General features: G+C 71.4%; 20 protein-coding genes. 10 read left to right on the plus strand and 10 right to left on the minus strand.

The window, feature by feature from the left end; genetic code table 11:
• Nucleotides 1-107 precede the first annotated feature (107 nt).
• From ACOJV7_RS02425 to ACOJV7_RS02435, 3 genes are all read left to right on the plus strand, one after another.
• Nucleotides 108-1,085: an ABC transporter ATP-binding protein gene (locus ACOJV7_RS02425; RefSeq protein WP_420188570.1), complete on the plus strand. Its 978-nt coding sequence runs from the start codon at nucleotides 108-110 to the stop codon at nucleotides 1,083-1,085.
• Nucleotides 1,085-1,885 carry an ABC transporter permease gene (locus ACOJV7_RS02430; RefSeq protein WP_420188571.1) on the plus strand — a complete coding sequence of 267 codons (801 nt, stop codon included), beginning with the start codon at nucleotides 1,085-1,087 and terminating at the stop codon, nucleotides 1,883-1,885. The genes ACOJV7_RS02425 and ACOJV7_RS02430 overlap by 1 nt, the downstream gene beginning before the upstream one ends.
• Before the next feature lie 249 nt (nucleotides 1,886-2,134).
• Nucleotides 2,135-5,989, plus strand: a complete 3,855-nt coding sequence (locus ACOJV7_RS02435; RefSeq protein ID WP_420188572.1) for a multifunctional oxoglutarate decarboxylase/oxoglutarate dehydrogenase thiamine pyrophosphate-binding subunit/dihydrolipoyllysine-residue succinyltransferase subunit — start codon at nucleotides 2,135-2,137, stop codon at nucleotides 5,987-5,989.
• 108 nt (nucleotides 5,990-6,097) lie between these two features.
• Here ACOJV7_RS02435 and ACOJV7_RS02440 read toward each other — a convergent pair whose 3' ends face one another.
• Entirely contained in the window at nucleotides 6,098-8,110 is a 2,013-nt protein-coding gene (locus ACOJV7_RS02440) for a fibronectin type III domain-containing protein (protein ID WP_420188573.1), read from the minus strand.
• A gap of 168 nt (nucleotides 8,111-8,278) precedes the next feature.
• Between ACOJV7_RS02440 and ACOJV7_RS02445 the strand changes: the two genes are divergently transcribed.
• Entirely contained in the window at nucleotides 8,279-8,455 is a 177-nt protein-coding gene (locus ACOJV7_RS02445) for a DUF6104 family protein (RefSeq protein WP_188450360.1), read from the plus strand.
• 3 nt (nucleotides 8,456-8,458) lie between these two features.
• A complete protein-coding gene (locus tag ACOJV7_RS02450; RefSeq protein ID WP_420188574.1) occupies nucleotides 8,459-9,151 on the plus strand; it encodes a GDSL-type esterase/lipase family protein in 693 nt (230 codons plus the stop codon).
• An 18-nt stretch (nucleotides 9,152-9,169) separates the two neighbouring features.
• Here ACOJV7_RS02450 and ACOJV7_RS02455 read toward each other — a convergent pair whose 3' ends face one another.
• Nucleotides 9,170-10,138 carry a zinc-binding dehydrogenase gene (locus ACOJV7_RS02455; protein WP_420188576.1) on the minus strand — a complete coding sequence of 323 codons (969 nt, stop codon included), beginning with the start codon at nucleotides 10,136-10,138 and terminating at the stop codon, nucleotides 9,170-9,172.
• 49 nt (nucleotides 10,139-10,187) lie between these two features.
• Between ACOJV7_RS02455 and mmuM the strand changes: the two genes are divergently transcribed.
• Entirely contained in the window at nucleotides 10,188-11,072 is an 885-nt protein-coding gene (gene mmuM, locus ACOJV7_RS02460; protein WP_420188577.1) for a homocysteine S-methyltransferase, read from the plus strand.
• Between the two features lie 31 nt (nucleotides 11,073-11,103).
• On the opposite strand, the gene ACOJV7_RS02465 is transcribed toward mmuM, so the two are convergent.
• The gene (locus ACOJV7_RS02465; RefSeq protein ID WP_420188578.1) at nucleotides 11,104-12,267 is read right to left on the minus strand and encodes an NAD(P)-dependent malic enzyme; all 1,164 of its coding nucleotides are present in this window, start codon (nucleotides 12,265-12,267) and stop codon (nucleotides 11,104-11,106) included.
• 174 nt (nucleotides 12,268-12,441) lie between these two features.
• On the opposite strand from ACOJV7_RS02465, the gene ACOJV7_RS02470 reads away from it, so the two are divergent.
• A complete protein-coding gene (locus ACOJV7_RS02470; protein WP_420188579.1) occupies nucleotides 12,442-12,810 on the plus strand; it encodes a S24/S26 family peptidase in 369 nt (122 codons plus the stop codon).
• 58 nt (nucleotides 12,811-12,868) lie between these two features.
• The gene (gene sodN, locus ACOJV7_RS02475) at nucleotides 12,869-13,270 is read left to right on the plus strand and encodes a superoxide dismutase, Ni (RefSeq protein ID WP_420188580.1); all 402 of its coding nucleotides are present in this window, start codon (nucleotides 12,869-12,871) and stop codon (nucleotides 13,268-13,270) included.
• 69 nt (nucleotides 13,271-13,339) lie between these two features.
• Here sodN and ACOJV7_RS02480 read toward each other — a convergent pair whose 3' ends face one another.
• From ACOJV7_RS02480 to ACOJV7_RS02490, 3 genes are read right to left on the minus strand one after another with little or no spacing between them, the layout of a single operon-like run.
• On the minus strand, nucleotides 13,340-14,632 hold the full coding sequence (locus tag ACOJV7_RS02480; protein ID WP_420188581.1) for an HD-GYP domain-containing protein: 1,293 nt from the start codon (nucleotides 14,630-14,632) through the stop codon (nucleotides 13,340-13,342).
• On the minus strand, nucleotides 14,629-15,876 hold the full coding sequence (locus ACOJV7_RS02485) for an HD-GYP domain-containing protein (protein ID WP_420190365.1): 1,248 nt from the start codon (nucleotides 15,874-15,876) through the stop codon (nucleotides 14,629-14,631). The genes ACOJV7_RS02480 and ACOJV7_RS02485 overlap by 4 nt, the downstream gene beginning before the upstream one ends.
• A 19-nt stretch (nucleotides 15,877-15,895) precedes the next feature.
• Nucleotides 15,896-16,027: a hypothetical protein gene (locus ACOJV7_RS02490; RefSeq protein ID WP_420188582.1), complete on the minus strand. Its 132-nt coding sequence runs from the start codon at nucleotides 16,025-16,027 to the stop codon at nucleotides 15,896-15,898.
• A 158-nt stretch (nucleotides 16,028-16,185) separates the two neighbouring features.
• On the opposite strand from ACOJV7_RS02490, the gene ACOJV7_RS02495 reads away from it, so the two are divergent.
• Nucleotides 16,186-16,260 (plus strand): 50S ribosomal protein bL37, encoded by a 75-nt coding sequence (locus ACOJV7_RS02495; protein WP_009775747.1) that lies wholly within the window; start codon nucleotides 16,186-16,188, stop codon nucleotides 16,258-16,260.
• Nucleotides 16,261-16,364: 104 nt separating this feature from the next.
• Here the strand turns inward: ACOJV7_RS02495 and rsrA are convergent, their stop codons facing one another.
• On the minus strand, nucleotides 16,365-16,670 hold the full coding sequence (rsrA, locus tag ACOJV7_RS02500) for a mycothiol system anti-sigma-R factor (RefSeq protein ID WP_420188583.1): 306 nt from the start codon (nucleotides 16,668-16,670) through the stop codon (nucleotides 16,365-16,367).
• Nucleotides 16,667-17,293, minus strand: coding sequence for a sigma-70 family RNA polymerase sigma factor (locus ACOJV7_RS02505; RefSeq protein ID WP_420188584.1), 627 nt, complete (start codon nucleotides 17,291-17,293; stop codon nucleotides 16,667-16,669). Before ACOJV7_RS02505 ends, rsrA begins: the two co-directional genes overlap by 4 nt.
• A gap of 157 nt (nucleotides 17,294-17,450) precedes the next feature.
• On the opposite strand from ACOJV7_RS02505, the gene ACOJV7_RS02510 reads away from it, so the two are divergent.
• Nucleotides 17,451-17,999: a ferritin gene (locus tag ACOJV7_RS02510; RefSeq protein ID WP_420188585.1), complete on the plus strand. Its 549-nt coding sequence runs from the start codon at nucleotides 17,451-17,453 to the stop codon at nucleotides 17,997-17,999.
• On the opposite strand, the gene ACOJV7_RS02515 is transcribed toward ACOJV7_RS02510, so the two are convergent.
• A complete protein-coding gene (locus ACOJV7_RS02515; protein WP_420188586.1) occupies nucleotides 17,996-18,628 on the minus strand; it encodes an alpha/beta hydrolase family protein in 633 nt (210 codons plus the stop codon). The genes ACOJV7_RS02510 and ACOJV7_RS02515 overlap by 4 nt on opposite strands.
• Entirely contained in the window at nucleotides 18,625-19,467 is an 843-nt protein-coding gene (locus ACOJV7_RS02520) for an SOS response-associated peptidase (protein ID WP_420188587.1), read from the minus strand. The genes ACOJV7_RS02515 and ACOJV7_RS02520 overlap by 4 nt, the downstream gene beginning before the upstream one ends.
• Nucleotides 19,468-19,523: the final 56 nt, after the last annotated feature.

Genomic DNA, 19,523 nt, shown 5'->3' on the forward strand with positions numbered 1-19,523 from the left:
ATCCTCCGGACGGACGCCGACTCCACCAAGCGGTTGACCCTCACGTCCGGGGAGGCTGGAAGACTCCGGGGCATGGCCTCACACCTGACCACGGGGGGTGGATCTCGATGAGCACGGCCGCGACCGCGACGGGCGCATCCATCGAGGTGCGCGACCTCACCAAGACCTTCGGCTCCTTCACCGCCGTCGACCGACTCTCCTTCACCGTCGAGCCCGGCCGGATCACCGGCTTCCTCGGCCCCAACGGCGCCGGCAAGACGACGACCCTGCGCATGCTGCTCGGCCTCGTGCACGCCAGCTCTGGGACGGCGACGATCGACGGGCGCGACTACCGCGACCTCGAGCATCCGCAGTCGATGGTCGGCTCCGCCCTCGAGGCGACGAACTTCCATCCCGGCCGCAGCGGCCGCGACCACCTCCGGGTCCTCGCCGCGGCCGGCGGGCTGCCGATGAGCAGGGTCGACGAGCTCCTCGAGCTCACCGGCATCCCCGCAGCCGCACGCAAGCGCGCCGGCGAGTACTCCATGGGCATGCGCCAGCGCCTCGGGCTCGCCGCGGCCCTCCTCGGCGACCCGCGCGTCCTCATCCTCGACGAGCCCTCCAACGGCCTCGACCCCGAGGGCATCCGCTGGCTGCGCGGCTTCCTGCGCCACCTCAGCAGTCAGGGCAAGACGATCCTCGTCTCGAGCCACCTCCTCCAGGAGGTCGAGCAGACCGTCGACGACGTCGTCATCATCGCCAACGGGCGGCTCGTCCGCTCCGGCCCGATGTCGCAGCTGCGCGGCGCCCCGTCGACGATCGTGCGCACCTCGGACGCCGAGCAGCTCGCCGGTGCGCTGCGCGTCGCCGACGTCACGAGCACCTCGGGCAGCGACGGCGAGCTCGTCGCCGAGACGACCGACATGCGGCTCGTCGGCGACGTCGCACTGCGTGCAGGCCTCCCCATCTGGGAGCTGCGCGCCCGCAAGGCAGACCTCGAGGCGCTCTACTTCGAGCTCACCGAGGGCACCAACCGCAACCTCGGCGACGGCGCGATGCCGGTCGAGGCCGATGCCGTCTCCGGCCGGGAAGGGGCGAACGAGTGATGGGCGCCGCCATCAAGTCCGAGTTCCTCAAGTTCTTCACGACCCGCCTCTGGTGGGGCATGGCCATCGGCATCTTCGTCGCCGGTGCGCTCTTCGCCGGCTTCTTCGGCTGGGCCTTCACCTCGGAGGAGGCGATGGCGTCCGGAGCCACCGGCGTCCAGGGCAGCGACACCCAGATCGTCAACTCCGTCTACACCGCGGGTCTCAGCGTCGGCTACCTGCTGCTCCTCACCGTCGGCATCCTGCAGATCGGCGCCGAGTACAGGCACAAGACGATCAGCTCCACGCTGCTCTCCACGCCGAAGCGGGTCCGGGCGATGGGCGCCAAGATCGTCGCCCTGCTCGGCATCGGCGCCGCCTACGGTGTCATCAGCCTGCTCGGCTCGGTGTCGGTCGGCGCCATCGTCCTGTCGCTGCGCGACATCGACCCCTTCCCCTCCGGGTCGATCGTGCGCACGCTCGCGCTCAGCCTGCTCGCGCTCGGTCTCTGGGCGCTCATCGGGCTCGGCGTCGGGATCCTCATCCCCAACCAGGTCGCGGCACTCCTCGTCGGTGTCGGCGTCGCGTGGATCGTCGAGCCCCTGCTCGGCCTCGGCCTCTCCTTCGTCGACGCGCTCAAGGGGGTCGTCCCCTACTTCCCGAGCCAGGCGACGAACGCCATGGTCGACGGCGTGACGCAGAACGGCCCCGACGCCGCCCAGCCGCTCGCCTGGTGGGCCGCGGCCCTCGTCCTCACGGCCTACGCCACCGCGCTCAGCGCCTTCGGCACGTGGCGGACCGTCCGTCAGGACATCTCCTAGGACCTCCCCACCGCGGGAGCGTGAGCCGGAGTCAGGGGCCGGATCCCCCCGCGGTGGGGTACGGAAGCAGAAGGGCCGGTATGCCGGGTGCGAGCCACCCGGCATACCGGCTCCTTTTCGTCCCCGTGGCGCATCCGACGACGGCTCCGTGGCCGTGGTGGACCCTCGCTCGCGCGACAGCGGCGGAGAGATAGGCTGGGTGGACACGTGAACGTCGATGTCGACACCGCAGAAAGAGGCGTATACGCCGTGCCTGACCAGCCCGCTTCGAGCGACCCCCTGACCGCCTTCGGACCCAACGAATGGCTGGTGGACGAGCTCTTCGAGCAGTACAAGAAGGACAAGAACTCGGTCGACAAGGCGTGGTGGGAGTTCTTCGCGGACTACGACCCCAACGCGGGCAACGGCGGCGCGGGCGCCAAGGCCGGTGACGCACCGAAGACGGAGGCCGCACAAGCGCCGAAGCAGGAGGCCACCACGCAGGAGGCGCCGCAGGCGCAGGCCGCTCCGGCGCAGGCTCCGAAGCAGGAGGCCCCGAAGGCGGAGGCGCCCAAGGCCGAGGACAGGGCCGCCCCCGCCAAGGCTGCGCCGGCCAAGGCTGCCGCGCCGAAGGCGGAGACGCCGGCCGAAACCCCCACGCCGCGCGATGCCTCCACGAAGAAGAGCGACGGTGCGGTCAACTCCCCGGAGACCTCCCCCATCCGCGGTGCGAGTGCCCGCGTGGTCACCAACATGGAGGCCTCGCTCGCGGTGCCGACCGCCACCTCGGTGCGTGCGGTCCCCGCCAAGCTGCTCGTCGACAACCGCATCGTCATCAACAACCACCTCGCCCGCTCGCGCGGCGGCAAGGTGAGCTTCACCCACATCATCGGGTTCGCCGTCGTCAAGGCGCTCGGCGCGATGCCGGCCATGAACGCCGGCTTCGGCACCGACGACAAGGGCAAGCCGGTCCTCATCACGCCGGCCCACGTGAACTTCGGCCTCGCGATCGACCTCGAGAAGCCCGACGGCACGCGCCAGCTCCTCGTCCCGTCCATCAAGGCGGCGGAGACGATGGACTTCGCGCACTTCTGGACGGCATACGAGGAGATGGTCAAGAAGGCGCGGGGCAACAAGCTCACCGTCGAGGACTTCCAGGGCACCTCGATCTCGCTCACCAACCCCGGCGGCATCGGCACCGTTCACTCGGTCCCTCGCCTCATGGCGGGCCAGGGCGCGATCATCGGCGTCGGCGCGATGGACTACCCCGCCGAGTGGCAGGGCGCGAGCGACGAGACGCTCAACCGCAACGCCGTCTCCAAGATCCTCACGCTGACGAGCACCTACGACCACCGCATCATCCAGGGCGCCCAGTCCGGTGAGTTCCTCCGCGTCGTCCACCAGCTGCTCCTCGGCGAGAACGGCTTCTACGACGAGATCTTCGAGAGCCTGCGCATCCCCTACGAGCCGGTGCGCTGGGTCCAGGACATCTCGGCCTCGCACGACGACGACATCAACAAGGTGTCGCGGGTCCAGGAGCTCATCCACGCCTACCGTGTGCGCGGCCACCTCATGGCCGACACCGACCCCCTCGAGTACAAGCAGCGTCGCCACCAGGACCTCGACGTCACGAGCCACGGCCTCACGCTGTGGGACCTCGACCGCTACTTCGCGACCGGAGGGTTCGGCGGCGAGCCGTTCCTCAAGCTCCGCAAGATCCTCGGCATCCTGCGCGACAGCTACTGCCGCAGCATCGGCGTCGAGTACATGCACATCCAGGACCCCGAGCAGCGCCAGTGGATCCAGTCCAAGATCGAGGTCGGCTACGCCAAGACGACCCGTGAGGAGCAGCTGCGGATCCTGCGCAAGCTCAACGCCGCCGAGGCCTTCGAGACCTTCCTCCAGACGAAGTTCGTCGGGCAGAAGCGCTTCTCGCTCGAGGGTGGCGAGTCGGTCATCGCGCTCCTCGACCGCGTCCTGTCGCGCGCCGCGGAGGACGACCTCGACGAGGTCTGCATCGGTATGCCGCACCGTGGCCGCCTCAACGTCCTCGCCAACATCGCGGGCAAGTCCTACGGCCAGATCTTCCGCGAGTTCGAGGGCAAGCAGGACCCGAAGTCGGTCCAGGGCTCCGGCGACGTGAAGTACCACCTCGGCACCGAGGGCACGTTCACCGCCGAGGGAGGCGCGACGACGAAGGTCTACCTCGCCGCCAACCCCTCGCACCTCGAAGCCGTCAACCCCGTGCTCGAGGGCATCGTCCGCGCCAAGCAGGACCGCCTCGACCTCGCCGGCGAGGACTTCACCGTCCTGCCCGTGCTGCTCCACGGTGACGCGGCGTTCGCCGGCCAGGGAGTCGTCGCCGAGACGCTCAACCTCTCGCAGCTGCGCGGCTACCGCACCGGCGGCACCGTGCACGTCGTCATCAACAACCAGGTCGGCTTCACGACGTCGCCGAGCTCGTCGCGCTCCTCGACCTACTCCACCGACGTCGCCCGGATGATCCAGGCGCCGATCTTCCACGTCAACGGTGACGACCCCGAGGCGTGCGTCCGGGTCGCCGAGCTCGCCTACGAGTTCCGCAAGGAGTTCGCCAAGGACGTCGTCATCGACATGGTCTGCTACCGGCGCCGCGGCCACAACGAGGGCGACGACCCGTCGATGACGCAGCCGCTCATGTACAACCTCATCGAGGCCAAGCGCAGCGTCCGCAAGCTCTACACCGAGTCCCTCATCGGCCGTGGCGACATCACGGTCGAGGACGCCGAGGCCGCGCTGCGCGACTACCAGCAACAGCTCGAGCGCGTCTTCGTCGAGACCAAGGAGGCGCTCAAGGCCAACGACGCCGAGGCCGCCCGGGCCGCCGACGACAGCTACACCGGCACCGACGTCGAGGGCCACACCGGCCTCGAGCCGCCGACCGCGCAGACCGCGGACGCGACGACCCGGTCCGCCACCGAGACGGCGATCTCGCCCGAGGAGCTCAAGGCGATCGGTGAGGTCTTCGCCAACCCGCCGCAGGGCTTCACCGTGCACCCGAAGCTCCAGCAGATGCTCGAGAAGCGGGTCGCGAGCATCAGCCAGGGCGGCATCGACTGGGCCACCGGGGAGCTCCTCGCCTTCGGCTCGCTGCTCAAGGAGGGCACTCCGGTCCGCCTCGCCGGCCAGGACAGCCGTCGCGGCACCTTCGTGCAGCGCCACGCGGTCCTCATCGACAAGAACACCGCGCTCGAGTGGACGCCACTGCTCTACCTCGGCGAGGGCCAGGGCCGTTTCTGGGTCTACGACTCGCTGCTGTCCGAGTTCGCCGCGATGGGCTTCGAGTACGGCTACTCCGTCGAGCGCCCCGACGCGCTCGTCCTGTGGGAGGCGCAGTTCGGCGACTTCTTCAACGGCGCGCAGACGATCATCGACGAGTTCATCAGCAGCTCGGAGCAGAAGTGGGGCCAGCGCTCCTCGGTCGTCCTGCTCCTCCCCCACGGCTACGAGGGCCAGGGCCCGGACCACTCCTCGGCCCGCATCGAGCGGTTCCTCCAGATGTGCGCGGAGGACAACATGACGGTGGCCTACCCGTCGACGCCGGCGTCGTACTTCCACCTGCTGCGCCGTCAGGCCTACGCCCGCCCGCGCCGTCCGCTCATCGTCTTCACGCCGAAGTCGATGCTGCGTCTCAAGGCGGCGTCAAGCATGCCGGACGACTTCACGAACGGCACCTTCCGCCCGGTCCTGCCCGACCGCGAGGGTGCGACGAGCGGCAACGTCGACCGCGTGCTCCTCGCCGCGGGCAAGGCGGTGCACGAGCTCGAGGCCGAGCGCACCAAGCGGGGCGACACCCGCACGGCCATCCTGCGGCTGGAGCAGTACTACCCGCTGCCGACGCAGGAGCTCGCCACCGAGCTCGAGAAGTACCCGGAGGCCGAGCTCGTCGTCGTCCAGGACGAGCCGCAGAACCAGGGCGCCTGGCCCTTCCTCGCCCTCAACCTGCCGACCGCGCTCGCCGACCTCGGCGTCCAGCGTCCGCTGCGGGTGCTCTCCCGCAAGGCGTCGGCGTCACCGGCGACGGGGTCGACCAAGAAGCACCAGGCCGAGCAGGCCGAGCTCGTCGCGGCAGCCTTCACCCGCTGACCCGACGCGAGAAGGCCCCCCGAACCGGTATGCCGGTCGGGGGGCCTTCTCGTGTGCCACGCCCGCATCGCCGGCCCATGCGACCAACGAGCGGTCGGCAGCTCTCGCCTAGCGGACGAAGAACCCCGCCACGTCAGTCACGACGTGGGTCTGCAGACCCTCAGGAACTCCGAAGTAGACAGAGTCGAGGCTGGGGCCGGTGCCCGTGACCGACATGTTGCCGGCGACCTCGCCCGCGGTGAAGTTGAGGATCGAGGTGGTCATGCTCCAGTGCGGGTACATGCTCGCCGAGAGGAAGCCTGCGCGGGTCGGCGCCACGACGCTCGCCCGATAGAGGACAGCCTCCATCCGTTCCGGCTGCGCGAAGATGGGCATCCGTGCCGAGTGGCTGGCGCTCACGGGGCCACCCTGCTCCCCCACCCCGGTCCGGGTGTCAAGCCACCGCAGCGGACCCACGGGGAAGAACGACATGCCCCTGTCGCGGTGGTACTCGCCGACGACGTCGGCAAGCAGGTTGACCGACCCGGCGTTGTTGTGGAGACGGACGCGGCCGTCGGCACCAACGGGGACCAGCACGAGGTTGGCCATGGTCCGGCCAGCGCCGAGGTTGATCGTCGACGCCACGGGCCGCGCAGACCCGCTCGCGTATGCCGTGATGTAGGTCGACGTCGTCGCCCCCACGCCGGTGACGTTGAGCAGTACCGCGTCCGGCACCCCGTGGCCCCGCGGCACCGTCAGCACGACCTCGCCTCCGGGGCCCACGGCGCCACGAGGAGCACCGACGCCGGTCCGGGTGTCGAGCGCCCTCAGGGGAAGGTCCTGCGGGACGAAGCCGAGACCCGACCGACCGTCGGTGTACCCGGCGAGGTCGGCGAGGAGGTGGACCTGACCCGCGGCGTTGACCAGCGTGACCCGGCCCTTCGTCACCGGGACGGTGACGAAGGCGGCTCGCGTCTCACCGGCCACGAGGTTGAGGTGTGCCGCCGTGGGACGGGGTTCGCCGGCTGCATGCGCAGTGACCCACGTCGGTCGGGTGGGCCCGACCGCGGTGAGGTTGAAGGTCGCCGACGTCGCCGTGAGGGGGACGCCCGGCAGCGTCAGGGTCACGGAGGCGTTGGCTCCCACGGGTCCCCTGGCGGCGCCGAGACCAACGCGAGTGTCGAGGACCCGCCGAGGGCCGATCACGTGCTGCGTCGTCCCGTCGTTCGTCGGGGTCGTCAGGCGGACCGGGTCCGACACCGGCCCGTCACCCGGCCACGCGACGGCGCGGACCGTGTAGGACTCGGTGCGGGCCGCCGGGACGTCGGGAAACCGGGCCTCGCGCTCACCGACGAGGACGCACTCGATGAGCGAGCCGTCAGCCCGTCGCCGGCAGACCTCGTAGCCCGTGATGTCGTCGTAGCCCAGCGGCGCAGCCCACGTGAGCACCGCGGTGTTGCGGCTCCCCAACGTCGCCGTGACGACGGGCTTCTGCGGGACCTGCACCAACCGCACGGGCGCCGAGGGCTTCGAAGGGGCACTGTCGCCCACGACGTTGCGGGCGACCACCGTAAAGGTGTGCTCGACGTCGGCGGTCCCGAGCGCGCTGAAGGTGACGCTCTTGACGGGGTCGGAGACCGTGACCGCCTGGTTGGTCGGGTGCGCGGTCACGACGTAGCTGGTCACGGGCCATGACGTCGAGGCCCACGTGACCTTGACCTCCGAGCGGCCGGCGACGGCCGCGACCGAGGTCGGCGCGGTCGGAGTCGTCCAGGTCCGCCTTGGCATCAGCGTGGCGACCGCACCGAGGCCGACGGCGTTGCGGGCAGCGATGGTCGCGGTGTGGATGGTGCCGTCACCGAGGTCCGTGAAGACCGTCCTCCTGACGTCCGGACCGACGGTCCGCGTCATCGGCTCCTCCACGTTCTGGGTGCGGAGGGTGATCTCGTAGCCGGTGATCGGTAAGCCTCCGTCCGAGAACGGTTGCGTCCAGTCCAACGACAGCCCTCCACGGCAGCACGCCATGAGGTGGTTGTCGTAGGTCGGGCCGGGCACGACCGCGGTGGCCGACGCCACGGGTGACCCGGCGGCGAAGGCGGGCGGCGCGGCGACGAGGATGGCGAGGAGGACCGTCAGCCCCATCCACATCCGGCGACACGGACGTCGTTGCACGCTTCTCCCCAAGTTCCCGCGCCGGAGCCGGCGCACATTTCGGCCGAGTATGCCAGCCAACCACCTCCCCCTCAGCCGGTTCCCGACATTCGTGGTGAGGTCCGAGGTGAGCGCCGCACGGCGCGTTAGGGTTTCGACGTGTACTTCACCGACCGAGGGATCGAGGAGCTCGAGACGCGGCGGGGCGACGAGGAGGTCACGTTCGCGTGGCTCGCCGAGCAGCTGCGCACCTTCGTCGACCTCAACCCCGACTTCGAGACCCCCGTCGAGCGGCTCGCCACGTGGCTGGCCCGGCTCGACGACGAGGACGAGTGACCGATGAGCAACGACCACACCGCGCCCGGCCAGACGGCTCACGACGAGGGTGACGGCTCCGACCTCGAGTTCCGCCCGAGCGCCGCGTTCAGCGTGCCGACCGAGGGCCCGCGCGACGTCGCCGTCGTCTTCATGGGCGCTTCGATGGTCGCCGGCGTCGGCGACCCCAAGGGTCAGGGCTGGGTGACGCGGGTCGTGGGACGCACGTCGCACCCCGACCTCGAGCTCACGGCATACAACCTCGGTGTCCGCGGGCAGACCAGCGGTGACGTCCTCACCCGCTGGCACACCGAGTGCCCGCCGCGCTGGAAGGACCGCGGTGAGCGCAGGCTCGTCGTCTCCGTGGGCGCCAACGACATCGCCGCCGGCGTGACCCTCGCCCGCCACCGCCTCAACCTCGCCAACATCCTCGACGAGGCCGCGAGCAACGGCGTCTCGACGTTCGTCGTCAGCCCGCCACCGAGCAGCGACCCGGCGTTCAACGAGAAGCTCGCGATCCTCGTCGAGGCGCAGGCCGACGTGTGCTCCCGGCGCTCGGTGCCCTTCGTCGACTGCTACCGGCCGCTCCTCGGCCACGACCAGTGGCGTTCCGAGCTGGCCGCGAGCCGCGACGGCCACCACCCGGGGCAGGCCGGCTACGGGCTCATCGCCTGGCTCGTCCTGCACAACGGCTGGAACGAGTGGCTCCAGATCTGAGCCAGCTCCACCGCCTGGTCAGCTCGTGAAGACGACCTTGCCGGTGACCTGCCCCTCGACCATCCGGGCGAAGCCCTCGCGCGCATCGGCGAGCGGCATGACCGAGTCGACGAGCGGCTCGATACCGCTCGCGACGACGAACGCGGCGAGGCGCTCGAGCTCGTCGCGTGTCCCCATCGTCGACCCGACGACCCGCAGCTGCTTGAAGAAGATCTTCGTCAGCTCGGCCTTGGCCGGGGCGTCACCCGAGGTCGCCCCCGAGATGACGATCGTCCCGCCGGGACGCAGCGAGTTGACGGAGTGCGACCACGTCGCGGCACCGACGGTCTCCATGACCGCGTCGACGCGGTCGGGCAGCCGCTCCCCCGAGCCGAACGCCCGGTCGGCACCGAGAGCCACCGCCTGCTCACCCTTGGCCCCGTCCCGGCTCGTCACCCACATGCGCAGCCCCGCGGCCGCGCCGAGCTGGACGAGCGCCGTCGCGACACCGCCGGCCGCTCCCTGGACGAGCACCGTCGCGCCGGGCTGCACCCCCGCGTTCGTGAAGAGCATCCGGTATGCCGTGAGCCATGCGGTCGGGAGGCACGCCGCCTGTTCCCAGCTCAGCTCGGCCGGCTTGGGGACGAGGTTGGCCCGCGGCACCGCCACCTTGGTGGCGAGGGTGCCGTCGTGCAGCTCGGAGAGCAGCGTCCGGCGCGGGTCGAGCGTCTCGTCGCCGCGCCACCCGTCGGAGGGGACGACGGCGTGGACGAGCACCTCGTTGCCGTCCGCGTCGACGCCGGCGCCGTCGCAGCCGAGCACCATGGGCAGGCGGTCGGCGGGCAGGCCCACGCCACGCAGCGACCACACGTCGTGGTGGTTGAGCGCGCTCGTCCGCAGGTCGACGACGGTCCAGCCCTCGCGGGGCTCGGGGTCGGGGCGCTCCCCCACCTCGAGACCCGACAGCGGGTCGTCGGCGGACTGCGACACGGCGTAGGCGGCGAGCATGGGCTCGACCCTATCCAGAGGCCTGCCTGACCGGTGAGACGATGTGGCGATGACCATTTCCGCGCAGCTCGCCGCTGGTCCGCTCGTCCTCGACGGTGGCCTCTCAACCGCGCTCGAGGCCCGGGGCCACGACCTCGCCGGCTTGCTGTGGTCGGCCCGGCTGCTGCGCGAGGCTCCCGATGAGCTCGTCGCCGCGCACCGCTCGTTCGTCGACGCCGGGGCGCAGGTCGTCATCACCGCGTCCTACCAGGCGAGCCACGCCGGCTACCTCGCCGCCGGGCTCACCGACGAGCAGTGCGACGCCGACCTCGAGGCGTCGGTGCGGCTGGCCCGAGAGGCCGCCGGCGACCGCGCCCTCGTTGCCGCGTCGGTCGGGCCGTGGGGCGCCCACCTCGCCGACGGCTCGGAGTACACCGGATACCCCGACGTGAGCCGGGGGCGGCTGCGCGACTTCCACGCGCGCCGGCTCGAGCGTCTCGTCGCCGCCGGGCCTGACGTCGTCGCCGTCGAGACTCTCCCCGAGGTCCTGGAGGCGGAGGTCGTCGTCGAGCTCCTCGAGGAGCTGGCGCCGGAGCTGCCCTACTGGGTCTCGTTCTCCGCGACCGAGGGCGCGCGGGTCACCGGTGGCGCGTCGTTCGCAGAGGCGGTGGACGTCATCGGCCCGGGCGCCGTCGCCGTGGGCGTCAACTGCACGGCGCCCCAGCACGTCGACGCCCTCCTCGAGTCGGCGACTGCGACAGTGCCCTTCGTCGTCTACCCCAACGCGGGAGCGACCTACGATGCGCGCACGAAGACGTGGACCGCCGACGGCGCGTCGACCTTCCCGGCCACGACCGTGCAGGGCTGGCGCGAGCGGGGCGCCGCGCTCGTCGGCGGCTGCTGCGGCATCGACGCCGACGGCGTCCGCAGCATCGCGCACGCCGTCGACGCCTGAGCCGCAGCACCGGGCCACGGGTCCGCCCGCCTCAGCCGCGGGCGAGCCTCGCCACGGCCGCGGCCACGGTGTCGGCCACGCCAGGCGCGAAGACGCTGGGCACGATCTCCTCCGCCGTCGGCTCGGGCACCATCGCCGCGATCGCCTCGGCCGCGGCGATCTTCATCGCCTCGCTGATCTGGCTCGCGCCGGAGTCGAGCGCGCCGCGGAAGATCCCCGGGAACGCGAGGACGTTGTTGATCTGGTTCGGGAAGTCGGAACGCCCGGTGGCGACGACGGCGGCGTGACGGTGCGCGACGTCGGGGTGGACCTCCGGGTCCGGGTTCGCGAGCGCGAAGATGATCGACCGCGGCGCCATCCGCGCCACGTCGGCCTCCGGCACCGCCCCGCCCGAGACGCCGATGTAGACGTCGGCGTCGACGAGCGCATCCGACAGCTGACCCGAGAGCCCGCGCGGGTTCGTGGAGGCCGCGATCCGGTGCTTGTGCCCGGTGAGGTCCGCTCGCGACGGCGCGATGATGCCGCGCGAGTCGCACACGACGACGTCGCGCACCCCGGCCCTCTGTAGGAGCCCGGTCACCGCCACCCCGGCCGCGCCCGCACCCGCCACGACGACCCTCAGGTCGGCCAGCGACCGCTCGACGACCTTGGCCGCGTTGAGAAGGCCGGCGAGGACGACGATCGCAGTGCCGTGCTGGTCGTCGTGGAAGACCGGGATGTCGAGGCGCTCCTTGAGCCGCTCCTCGATCTCGAAGCACCTCGGCGCGGAGATGTCCTCGAGGTTGATGCCGCCGTAGGACGGCGCGATCCGCGCGATGGCCTCGACGAGCTCGTCGACGCTGCCCGTCTCCATGCACACGGGCACGGCGTCGATCTCGCCGAAGTGCTTGAAGAGGATCGCCTTGCCCTCCATGACGGGCATCGCGGCCAGCGGCCCGATGTCGCCGAGCCCCAGGACCGCGGTGCCGTCGGTGACGACGGCGACCGTGTTGCGTCGCGCGGTGTAGCGCGCCGACAGCGACGGGTCCTCGGCGATGGCGCGGCACACGTCGGCGACGCCCGGGGTGTAGAGCAGGGAGAGGTCGTCCCGGTCCCGCAGCGGCTGCGTGGCGTGTACGCCGAGCTTGCCGCCCTCGTGGGCTCGGAACACCGGACCCTCGAAGTCGAAGCTCGGGTACAACGGGGACGCGGACATGAGGGACTCCCAACGGAAAGAACTGGTGCCACGACCGGCGCGGGGCCGGCGGGTCGAACCACGTCCCAGGTGCGGGACGGCGAGGGGCGGGAGGTGTGCCGCGCCCGCTCATCCTCGCACGGGCAGCGGCACCGTGACAGCGCCTTGCCGCGTGTGCAGTGCCACAATCGGCGCGTGTCCAGGCCCCGGCTCCCCCGTCCCCGCCTCGTGCGGGTGAGCGGCCGGTCCATGGAGCCGACCCTGCGCGAGGGCGACCTCCTGCTGGTGCTGTGGGGCGCCCGCGTCCGGCGAGGGGACATGGCTGTCGTCCGCCTGCCCGACGACGCGCAGGGCCGGCCCCGTCCGCTGTCGGTCAAGCGCGTCACGGGCCGCGACCCGGACGACCCGGCGAGGTGGTGGCTCGACTCGGACAACCCACGCGAGGGCGTGACGTCCTTCGACGTCGGCTCGATCACCGGCGACGACGTGCTCGCCGTGGTGCGCGCACGCCTGCACCCGGGACCGCGCTGGGTGGGCGGACGGCATACGCCCAGTCACAGGTGAGCACGCTCGTTGTAGGTTGGGGAGCGGCCGAACACCCGCCCAACGAAAGGGACCGTTCATGCGCTTCCCCGCACTCTTCAGCGTCACCGACGTCAGCGCCCACTGCGACCTGCCCTGCGGTGTCTATGACCCCGCCCAGGCCCGCATCGAGGCGGAGTCGATCAAGGCGATCATCGCCAAGGTGGCCGACAACGACGACCCGGACTTCCGCACCCGCGCCATCCTCATCAAGGAGCAGCGCTCCGAGCTCGTCAAGCACCACCTGTGGGTGCTCTGGACCGACTACTTCAAGGCGCCGCACTTCGAGAAGTACCCCAACCTCCACACCCTCTTCAACGAGGCCACCAAGCTGGCCGGTGCCTCGGGCACGAAGGGTGAGCTCGACGCCGGCAAGGCCGACGAGCTGCTCGCGAAGATCGACGAGATCGACGCGATCTTCAAGGAGACCAAGAAGGGCTGACCCCTTCGCGGCACGAGCGAGAGGGCCCCGGCGCACGTCGCGCTCGGGGCCCTCTCGTATGCCGTCCGCTCACCGCAGGCTGAGCGCGGTCGGTGCGGGGATGGTGCGGATGAGGGCCTCGACGACCTCGGGGTCGTACTCGTAGCCGAGCCCGAGGTGGATGCGCTCGAGCGCGGCCTCGACGGAGGGGTCGTCGGCCCGACCGTGCGAGAAGTCGTCGAAGGCGTTGGCGACCTTGATGATCCGGCTCGCGAGCGGGACCTCCTCGCCCCACTCGCGGACGTGCCGGAAGGGCGTCGTCTGCCGCTCCATGAGGTCGGCGACGTTGTCGAGGACCTCGGTGCGACGCACGATGCGCGCCCCCTCTGAGGCGATGCGGCGCTGGTCGTCCGGGGCGGCGAGGACGGTGGCACCGTCGGGGATGGGAGACCGCAGGCCGACCTGGCCGAGGTCGTGGAGCAGCGCGGCGTACTCGAGCTGCTGGATCTCGTCGGCGTGCAGGCCCATGGAGCGCGCGATGGCCACGGATCGGGCGGCGACTCGCGAGGCGTGGCCGGCCGGTGTGTAGCCCGCCGCCTCGGTGAGCCGCGAGAGGGCCGCGATCGTCTGGCGGTAGGTCGCGCGGTTGGCGGCGTAGCGGCGGACCGCGACGTAGGTGAGGACCATCGGCAGCAGGCCGAGCGGGAGCGCGGCCAGGCCGATGACCGGGGCGAGGAAGGCGACGAGCGGGCCGGCGGCGATGACACCGACCGTGAGCGCCTGCGCCTCGCCGAGCTCGTCGCGCAGCGTCGTCGCGGCGGGCAGCTCCCACCGCTCGGACTGGACGAGCGCGGTGAGCACGATGTCGGCGTAGAGCCCGGCGGCGGCCGCACCCATCATGACGACGGCGATGAGCCAGGCCTCGCGCTCGGTGTCGAGCTGCCAGGCCCAGACGCCCGCGCCGTCGATGAAGCCCATCCGCATGAGGGCCGCGGTGATGGCGACGCCGACGGTGCGGGCGGCGACGAGGTACCACTGCGTCGGACGCCTCATGAGCGCCCGCAGGACCTGCGCCAGCCCGAGACCGGCCGCCACGACGAGGGTGACCACACCGGCGGGGACGTCGAAGACCTCGTGGCCCCAGACGGGACCGAGCACGGCGAGGGCGATGCCCGAGCCGGTGGCGACGGGGGCAGCGATCCGGCCGGACGGCATACCGACCCGGAAGAGCTCACCGATGGTGATGGCGAGGAGGAAGGCCACGACGACGACGGAGTGCTGTCCGAGCGCGCCGAGGAACTCGTCGCTGGCACTGACGACCGACCACAGCAGGGTCAGGCCGCCGAGACCGAGCACGAGGGACTCGAGGCGGTGACGGCTCACGGGGCCACCAGCGGGCCGGGCCCCGCTCCATCGTCGTGGGGGCGCTGGGTCCGGGACAGGGCGGCGAGGACGCGGTCGCCCTCCACCATGGTCGGCCGAGAGCGCAGCAGCTCCATGGCCTCGGCCGAGCCGAGCCCGTCACCGTGCATGAGGAGGTCGAAGTCGTCCGCGACCCGGACGACCTCTGCGGCGAGCGTGGGAGCCGCCTGGTGGGGGCCGGCATGCGCGACCTGCTCGAGGACGGCCGAGGCGCCGGTGAGGAAGGGCAGGTCCTGGAGCATGGCCGCACCGCGCAGGACCGCGCTCCGCTCGTGGTCCGGGCCCTCCTGGCCCGGGGCGACGACGACGGTGCCGAGGTCGTGGAGCAACCCGGCGGTGCGGACGTCGGCGACCTCCTTGGGTCGCAGCCCGAGCTCCTGCGCCATGCCCGCCGCCATGGCGGAGACCCGGGCGCTGTGACCTTCGAGCTCGGGCGCACGGGTCTCGATCGCGGCGACGAGGGCGCCGAGCGCGCGCTCACGCGCCTCGCGCTCCTCGCCGTACTGGAGCAGGGCCCAGCGGGCACCGGCCAGTGGGGCCAGGCCGACGAGGACGGCGACCGGACCGAGGTCGCCGGGCAGCCACATGACGATGACGACGAACGCGACGACGCCGTAGGCGAACTGGGTCAGGCCAGAGCTCGTGAGCATGTCGAGCAGCTGGAGTCGGAACGGCACGCCGGCGGACAGCCGGATGACGCCCGCGACGATGACCGCGTTGGCGAGCAGGTTGGCCGCGTCGGCCACGACGATCGGCAGGCCGACGTGGAGGATCAACGGCATGACGCCGTGGAGCTCGCCCACCTCGAGCGACCCGCCCGCGAGGTCGTAGGCAATGCCTCCGACCATCGCAGACGCGGACGCCATGGCCATGTTGAACACGCGTCGATGCAGGGCGATACGACGGCGCGCCAGAGCGGCCATGACGAGGCCGACGACACCGGCGCCGACCGGGCCCACGATCGGGATCGCGGCCAGGACGACGACGTTGTCGGCGGTGAAATGGATGAGCCCGTCACTCGACGTCGACGGCAGCCACCAGGTCAGTGCCCCGATGAACGCCAGTAGGCCGAGCGCGACCCAGTTGGGAGGCCACCCGTAGAGGTGGTGGCACACCAGGGCCAGACCCACGGCGCCGAGTACGGTCACGCCGATGTAGATCGGCGTGCCGTACCGCGCCAGCAACGGAGTCGACGACTCCGGCATCACTCGAGGAGGATGTGGCTTACCACTGCCAGCCGTCGAGCTGGATGACGGTGCCACGGGACGGGGCGGCCTCGGCCTGGGCGGCGTTGGCGCCGAGGGCGGCGACGGCAGCGACGACGGCGGCCGCGACGACGAGACGGAGAGTGCGCATGGGAAGACCTTTCTGAGAGCCGACCAGGGAAGCCGGCTAGTCACAACAGTCTAGTCTCCCACTGGGGTCACGTGTGCGACAATGGAGCAGACGAGTGATTTGTGAGGGCCCGTTCGGCCCTCGCGTCACGCCCTCACCCCCGATCTCGAGGAGCTCCCATGAGCAAGCGCGCCCGCAAGCGTCGCTCGCGCAAGGGCAACAAGGCCAACCACGGCCGCAAGCCCAACGCCTGAGCACAGCGCAGCAGACGTCGAAGGGGCGACCACCAGTTGGTGGTCGCCCCTTCGGCGCGCCCGAGCGGTGACCGGCCCGAACGGGCCACTCCCTCGTAGGTCGTTCAGCCGTCGAGCTCGAGCCGGACCATCGTGATCCGCTGGACGATTTGCACCCGCAGCGAGTCGGGACAGGCCTGGTCGGAGACGCTCGATCGCCTCACGGCCTCCTTGACCGCGCGGTCGAGGTCGTGCTCGCTCAGGCACGGCCCGCACGCCTCGAGGTGCTGCGCGACCCGGGCGACGTCGGCCGGCTGCATCTCGCCGTCGAGATACTCGTAGATGCGGTGCAGGACCTCGGAGCACTCCGCGTGCGACTCGCCGTGTGACGTCGAGCCGGGGTCCGCGACGTCGTGGTGACTCTCGTTCATGACGAGACCTCCTTGCCGAAGCCGCGCTCGGCGGCGTACTCGGTCAACATCTCGCGCAGCTGGCGCCGTCCACGGTGCAGTCGCGACATCACCGTACCGATGGGGGTGCCCATGATCTCGGCGATCTCCTTGTAGGCGAAGCCCTCGACGTCGGCGAGGTAGACAGCCATCCGGAAGTCCTCGGGCAGGTCCTGCAGGGCCCGCTTGATCTCGGAGTCCGGCAGGTGGTCGAGCGCCTCTGCCTCGGCGGACTTCAGGCCCGAGCTCGTGTGCGACTCGGCGCGCACGAGCTGGTAGTCCTCGACGTCGGCCGCGTCGGACTGCTGGGGCTCACGCTGCTTCTTGCGGTAGGTGTTGATGTAGGTGTTGGTGAGGATGCGGTACATCCAGGCACGCAGGTTGGTCCCGGGCCTGTACTGGTGGAAGGCCGCGAACGCCTTCGCGTAGGTCTCCTGGAGCAGGTCCTCAGCGTCGGCGGGGTTGCGCGTGGTGCGCAGCGCCGCGGCGTAGAGCTGGTCGAGGAGGGGAAGCGCCTCGGCCTCGAAGCGGGCCTGGCGCTCGGCCGGGGTCTCGGTCGCGACGTCGACGGTCGTCTCGTCCGATGTCGTCTGTGGTGTCGTCATCGCACTCCAGCCTAGACCCGTTTCGGCGGGGGACGTCGTGTGCAGCACCAGCACGGGCAGGCCTCTCGACACGGGGTGCGCCACCGGAGTGGCACGAGGACGCACGAGTCAACAGGCCCGTGGGCGCCGCCATTCCCAGCCTGAGTACCGTTCGCTCATGCGCATTCGACCCGAGCCCACCTTCGTCACCCTCCTCGGTGAGCAGGTGCGCCACGAGTTCACCGCCAGCCAGCAGTACATCGCCATCGCCGTGTGGTTCGACGACCTCGACCTCCCCCGCCTCGCGGAGCGCTTCTACGCGCAGAGCGTCGAGGAGCGCAACCACGCGATGATGATGGTCCGCTACATGCTCGACCGCGACTGGAGCGTCGAGGTCCCCGGCGTCGACCCGGTGCGCAACGCGTTCGACAAGCCGGCCGAGCCCATCGCCCTCGCCTATGCGCAGGAGCAGAAGGTCACCGAGCAGTGCGAGGCCCTCTTCCGCGCTGCCCGCGCCGAGGGCGACGTCCTCAGCGAGCAGTTCATGCTGTGGTTCCTCAAGGAGCAGGTCGAGGAGGTCGCCTCGATGAAGACGCTGCTCACGATCACCGAGCGCGCCGGCGACGACTGGTTCCAGGTCGAGGAGCACCTCGCCCGTGAGCCGCAGGAGGACCCGGACGACGCCTCGGCCCCCGAGGCGGCCGGCGGCATGCTCAGCGCCGGCTAGCCGAGCGTCGCGACGAACGCGCGGGCGGCCTCGACGAGCGGGCCCGTCGCCCGGATCGTGTGCTCGCCCTTGACGGCCGTGACGTATGCCGGGTCATCCAGCTCCGCACGCACCTCACCGGGGCTCCCGAACGGGTCGCTCTCGCCCTGCACGACGTGCAGGGCGATGCCGGCCTCGAGAGGCAGGCGGAGCTCGTCGGCGCGGGACACCTCGGGGCGGCCCGGCGGGTGGAGCGGGAACGAGAGGCACAGCACGCCGTCGGCCGCGAGGTCGGCCGCGGTGCGGCAGGCGACCCGCGCGCCGTTGCTCTTGCCCGACAGGACGAGCGGCCCGGGGAGCCGTCCCCGGCCTGACTGCAAGGCCTGGACCACGGGGAGCCAGGCCTCGTCCTGCGGCACCGGGCGCGGCGGCATACGGCGTCCTGCGACGCCCCACGCCTGCTGGACGAACGCGACCGCCCACCCGGCGGCGACGAGCCCGTCTCGCACGGCGAGGAGGTCGCCGCCGGTGAGCCGACCGCTGGCGCCGTGGGTGAGGACGACGGTGCCGAGAGCCCGGACCGGGCGCTCGACGTGCGCGTGCGCCGGGCCGAGCGGGGTCTCGACCTCGACCAGCCGCCGCGTCGTCACGACGCTCCCCCGACGATCTCGCCGGTCATCGGGTCGACGACCCCGCGGAGCTCCGACTCGGGCAGCGGGTCGAGGAGCTGCGGGCCGTTGGAACGGTTGCTGCTCACCGCCCGCGAGACGGGGTATGCCGTGAAGCGTCCCGGCGGTCCGCCGCGCAGGAGGTCGGCCACGTGCCCCGGGTCGGTGAGCTCGGGGTCGAGCCAGTCGGCCCACTGCCCCGGCTCGAGGACGAGCGGCTGGCGGTCGTGGATCCGGTCGAGACCGGGTTCGGCCTCGGTCGTGAGGATCGTGAAGGTGGTGAGCCATGCGTCGGGGTCGTCGTTGTCGGCGACCGCAGGATCACGCCAGAACTCGTAGAGGCCGGCGAACGCGCAGCTCGCGCCGTCGTCGCGCGAGGTGAAGAAGGGCTGCTTGAGCGGCTTGCCCTTGGCGTCGGTGGCGGTCGGCGACACCTGCCACTCGAACCACCCACGGGCCGGGACGAGGCACCGGCGACGGGCTGCGGCCTTGGCGTAGGCGGGCTTCTCGAGGACCGACTCTGCACGGGCGTTGATCATCCTCACGCCGGCCTTCGGGTCCTTGGACCAGCTGGGGACGAGCCCCCACGTGAGCAGCCTCAGCTGGCGCGTGGGTGCGGCCTCCTCCTCGCCCCTCGCGGTGCGGGTGAGGACGACCGGCGCCTGCTTGGTCGGCGCCATGTTGTGGTCGGGAGTGCCCGCGGGCGGCGACTGAGGGTTGGCGAGGACGCTGCGCCCGGGGTCGGCCGTGCGGTCCTCGTCGACCTCGAACTCGAGGGTCAGCTCGTCAGGGTTGGCCGTGGCCGCGTAGCGCCCGCACATGCCTCCAATCTACGCAGCGGCGCTGACACGCAACGACACGGAGACGAGACCACCAA

Origin of the sequence: Knoellia tibetensis (genome assembly GCF_048606415.1) — a bacterium.
In the GTDB taxonomy this organism is placed as follows: domain Bacteria; phylum Actinomycetota; class Actinomycetes; order Actinomycetales; family Dermatophilaceae; genus Knoellia; species Knoellia tibetensis.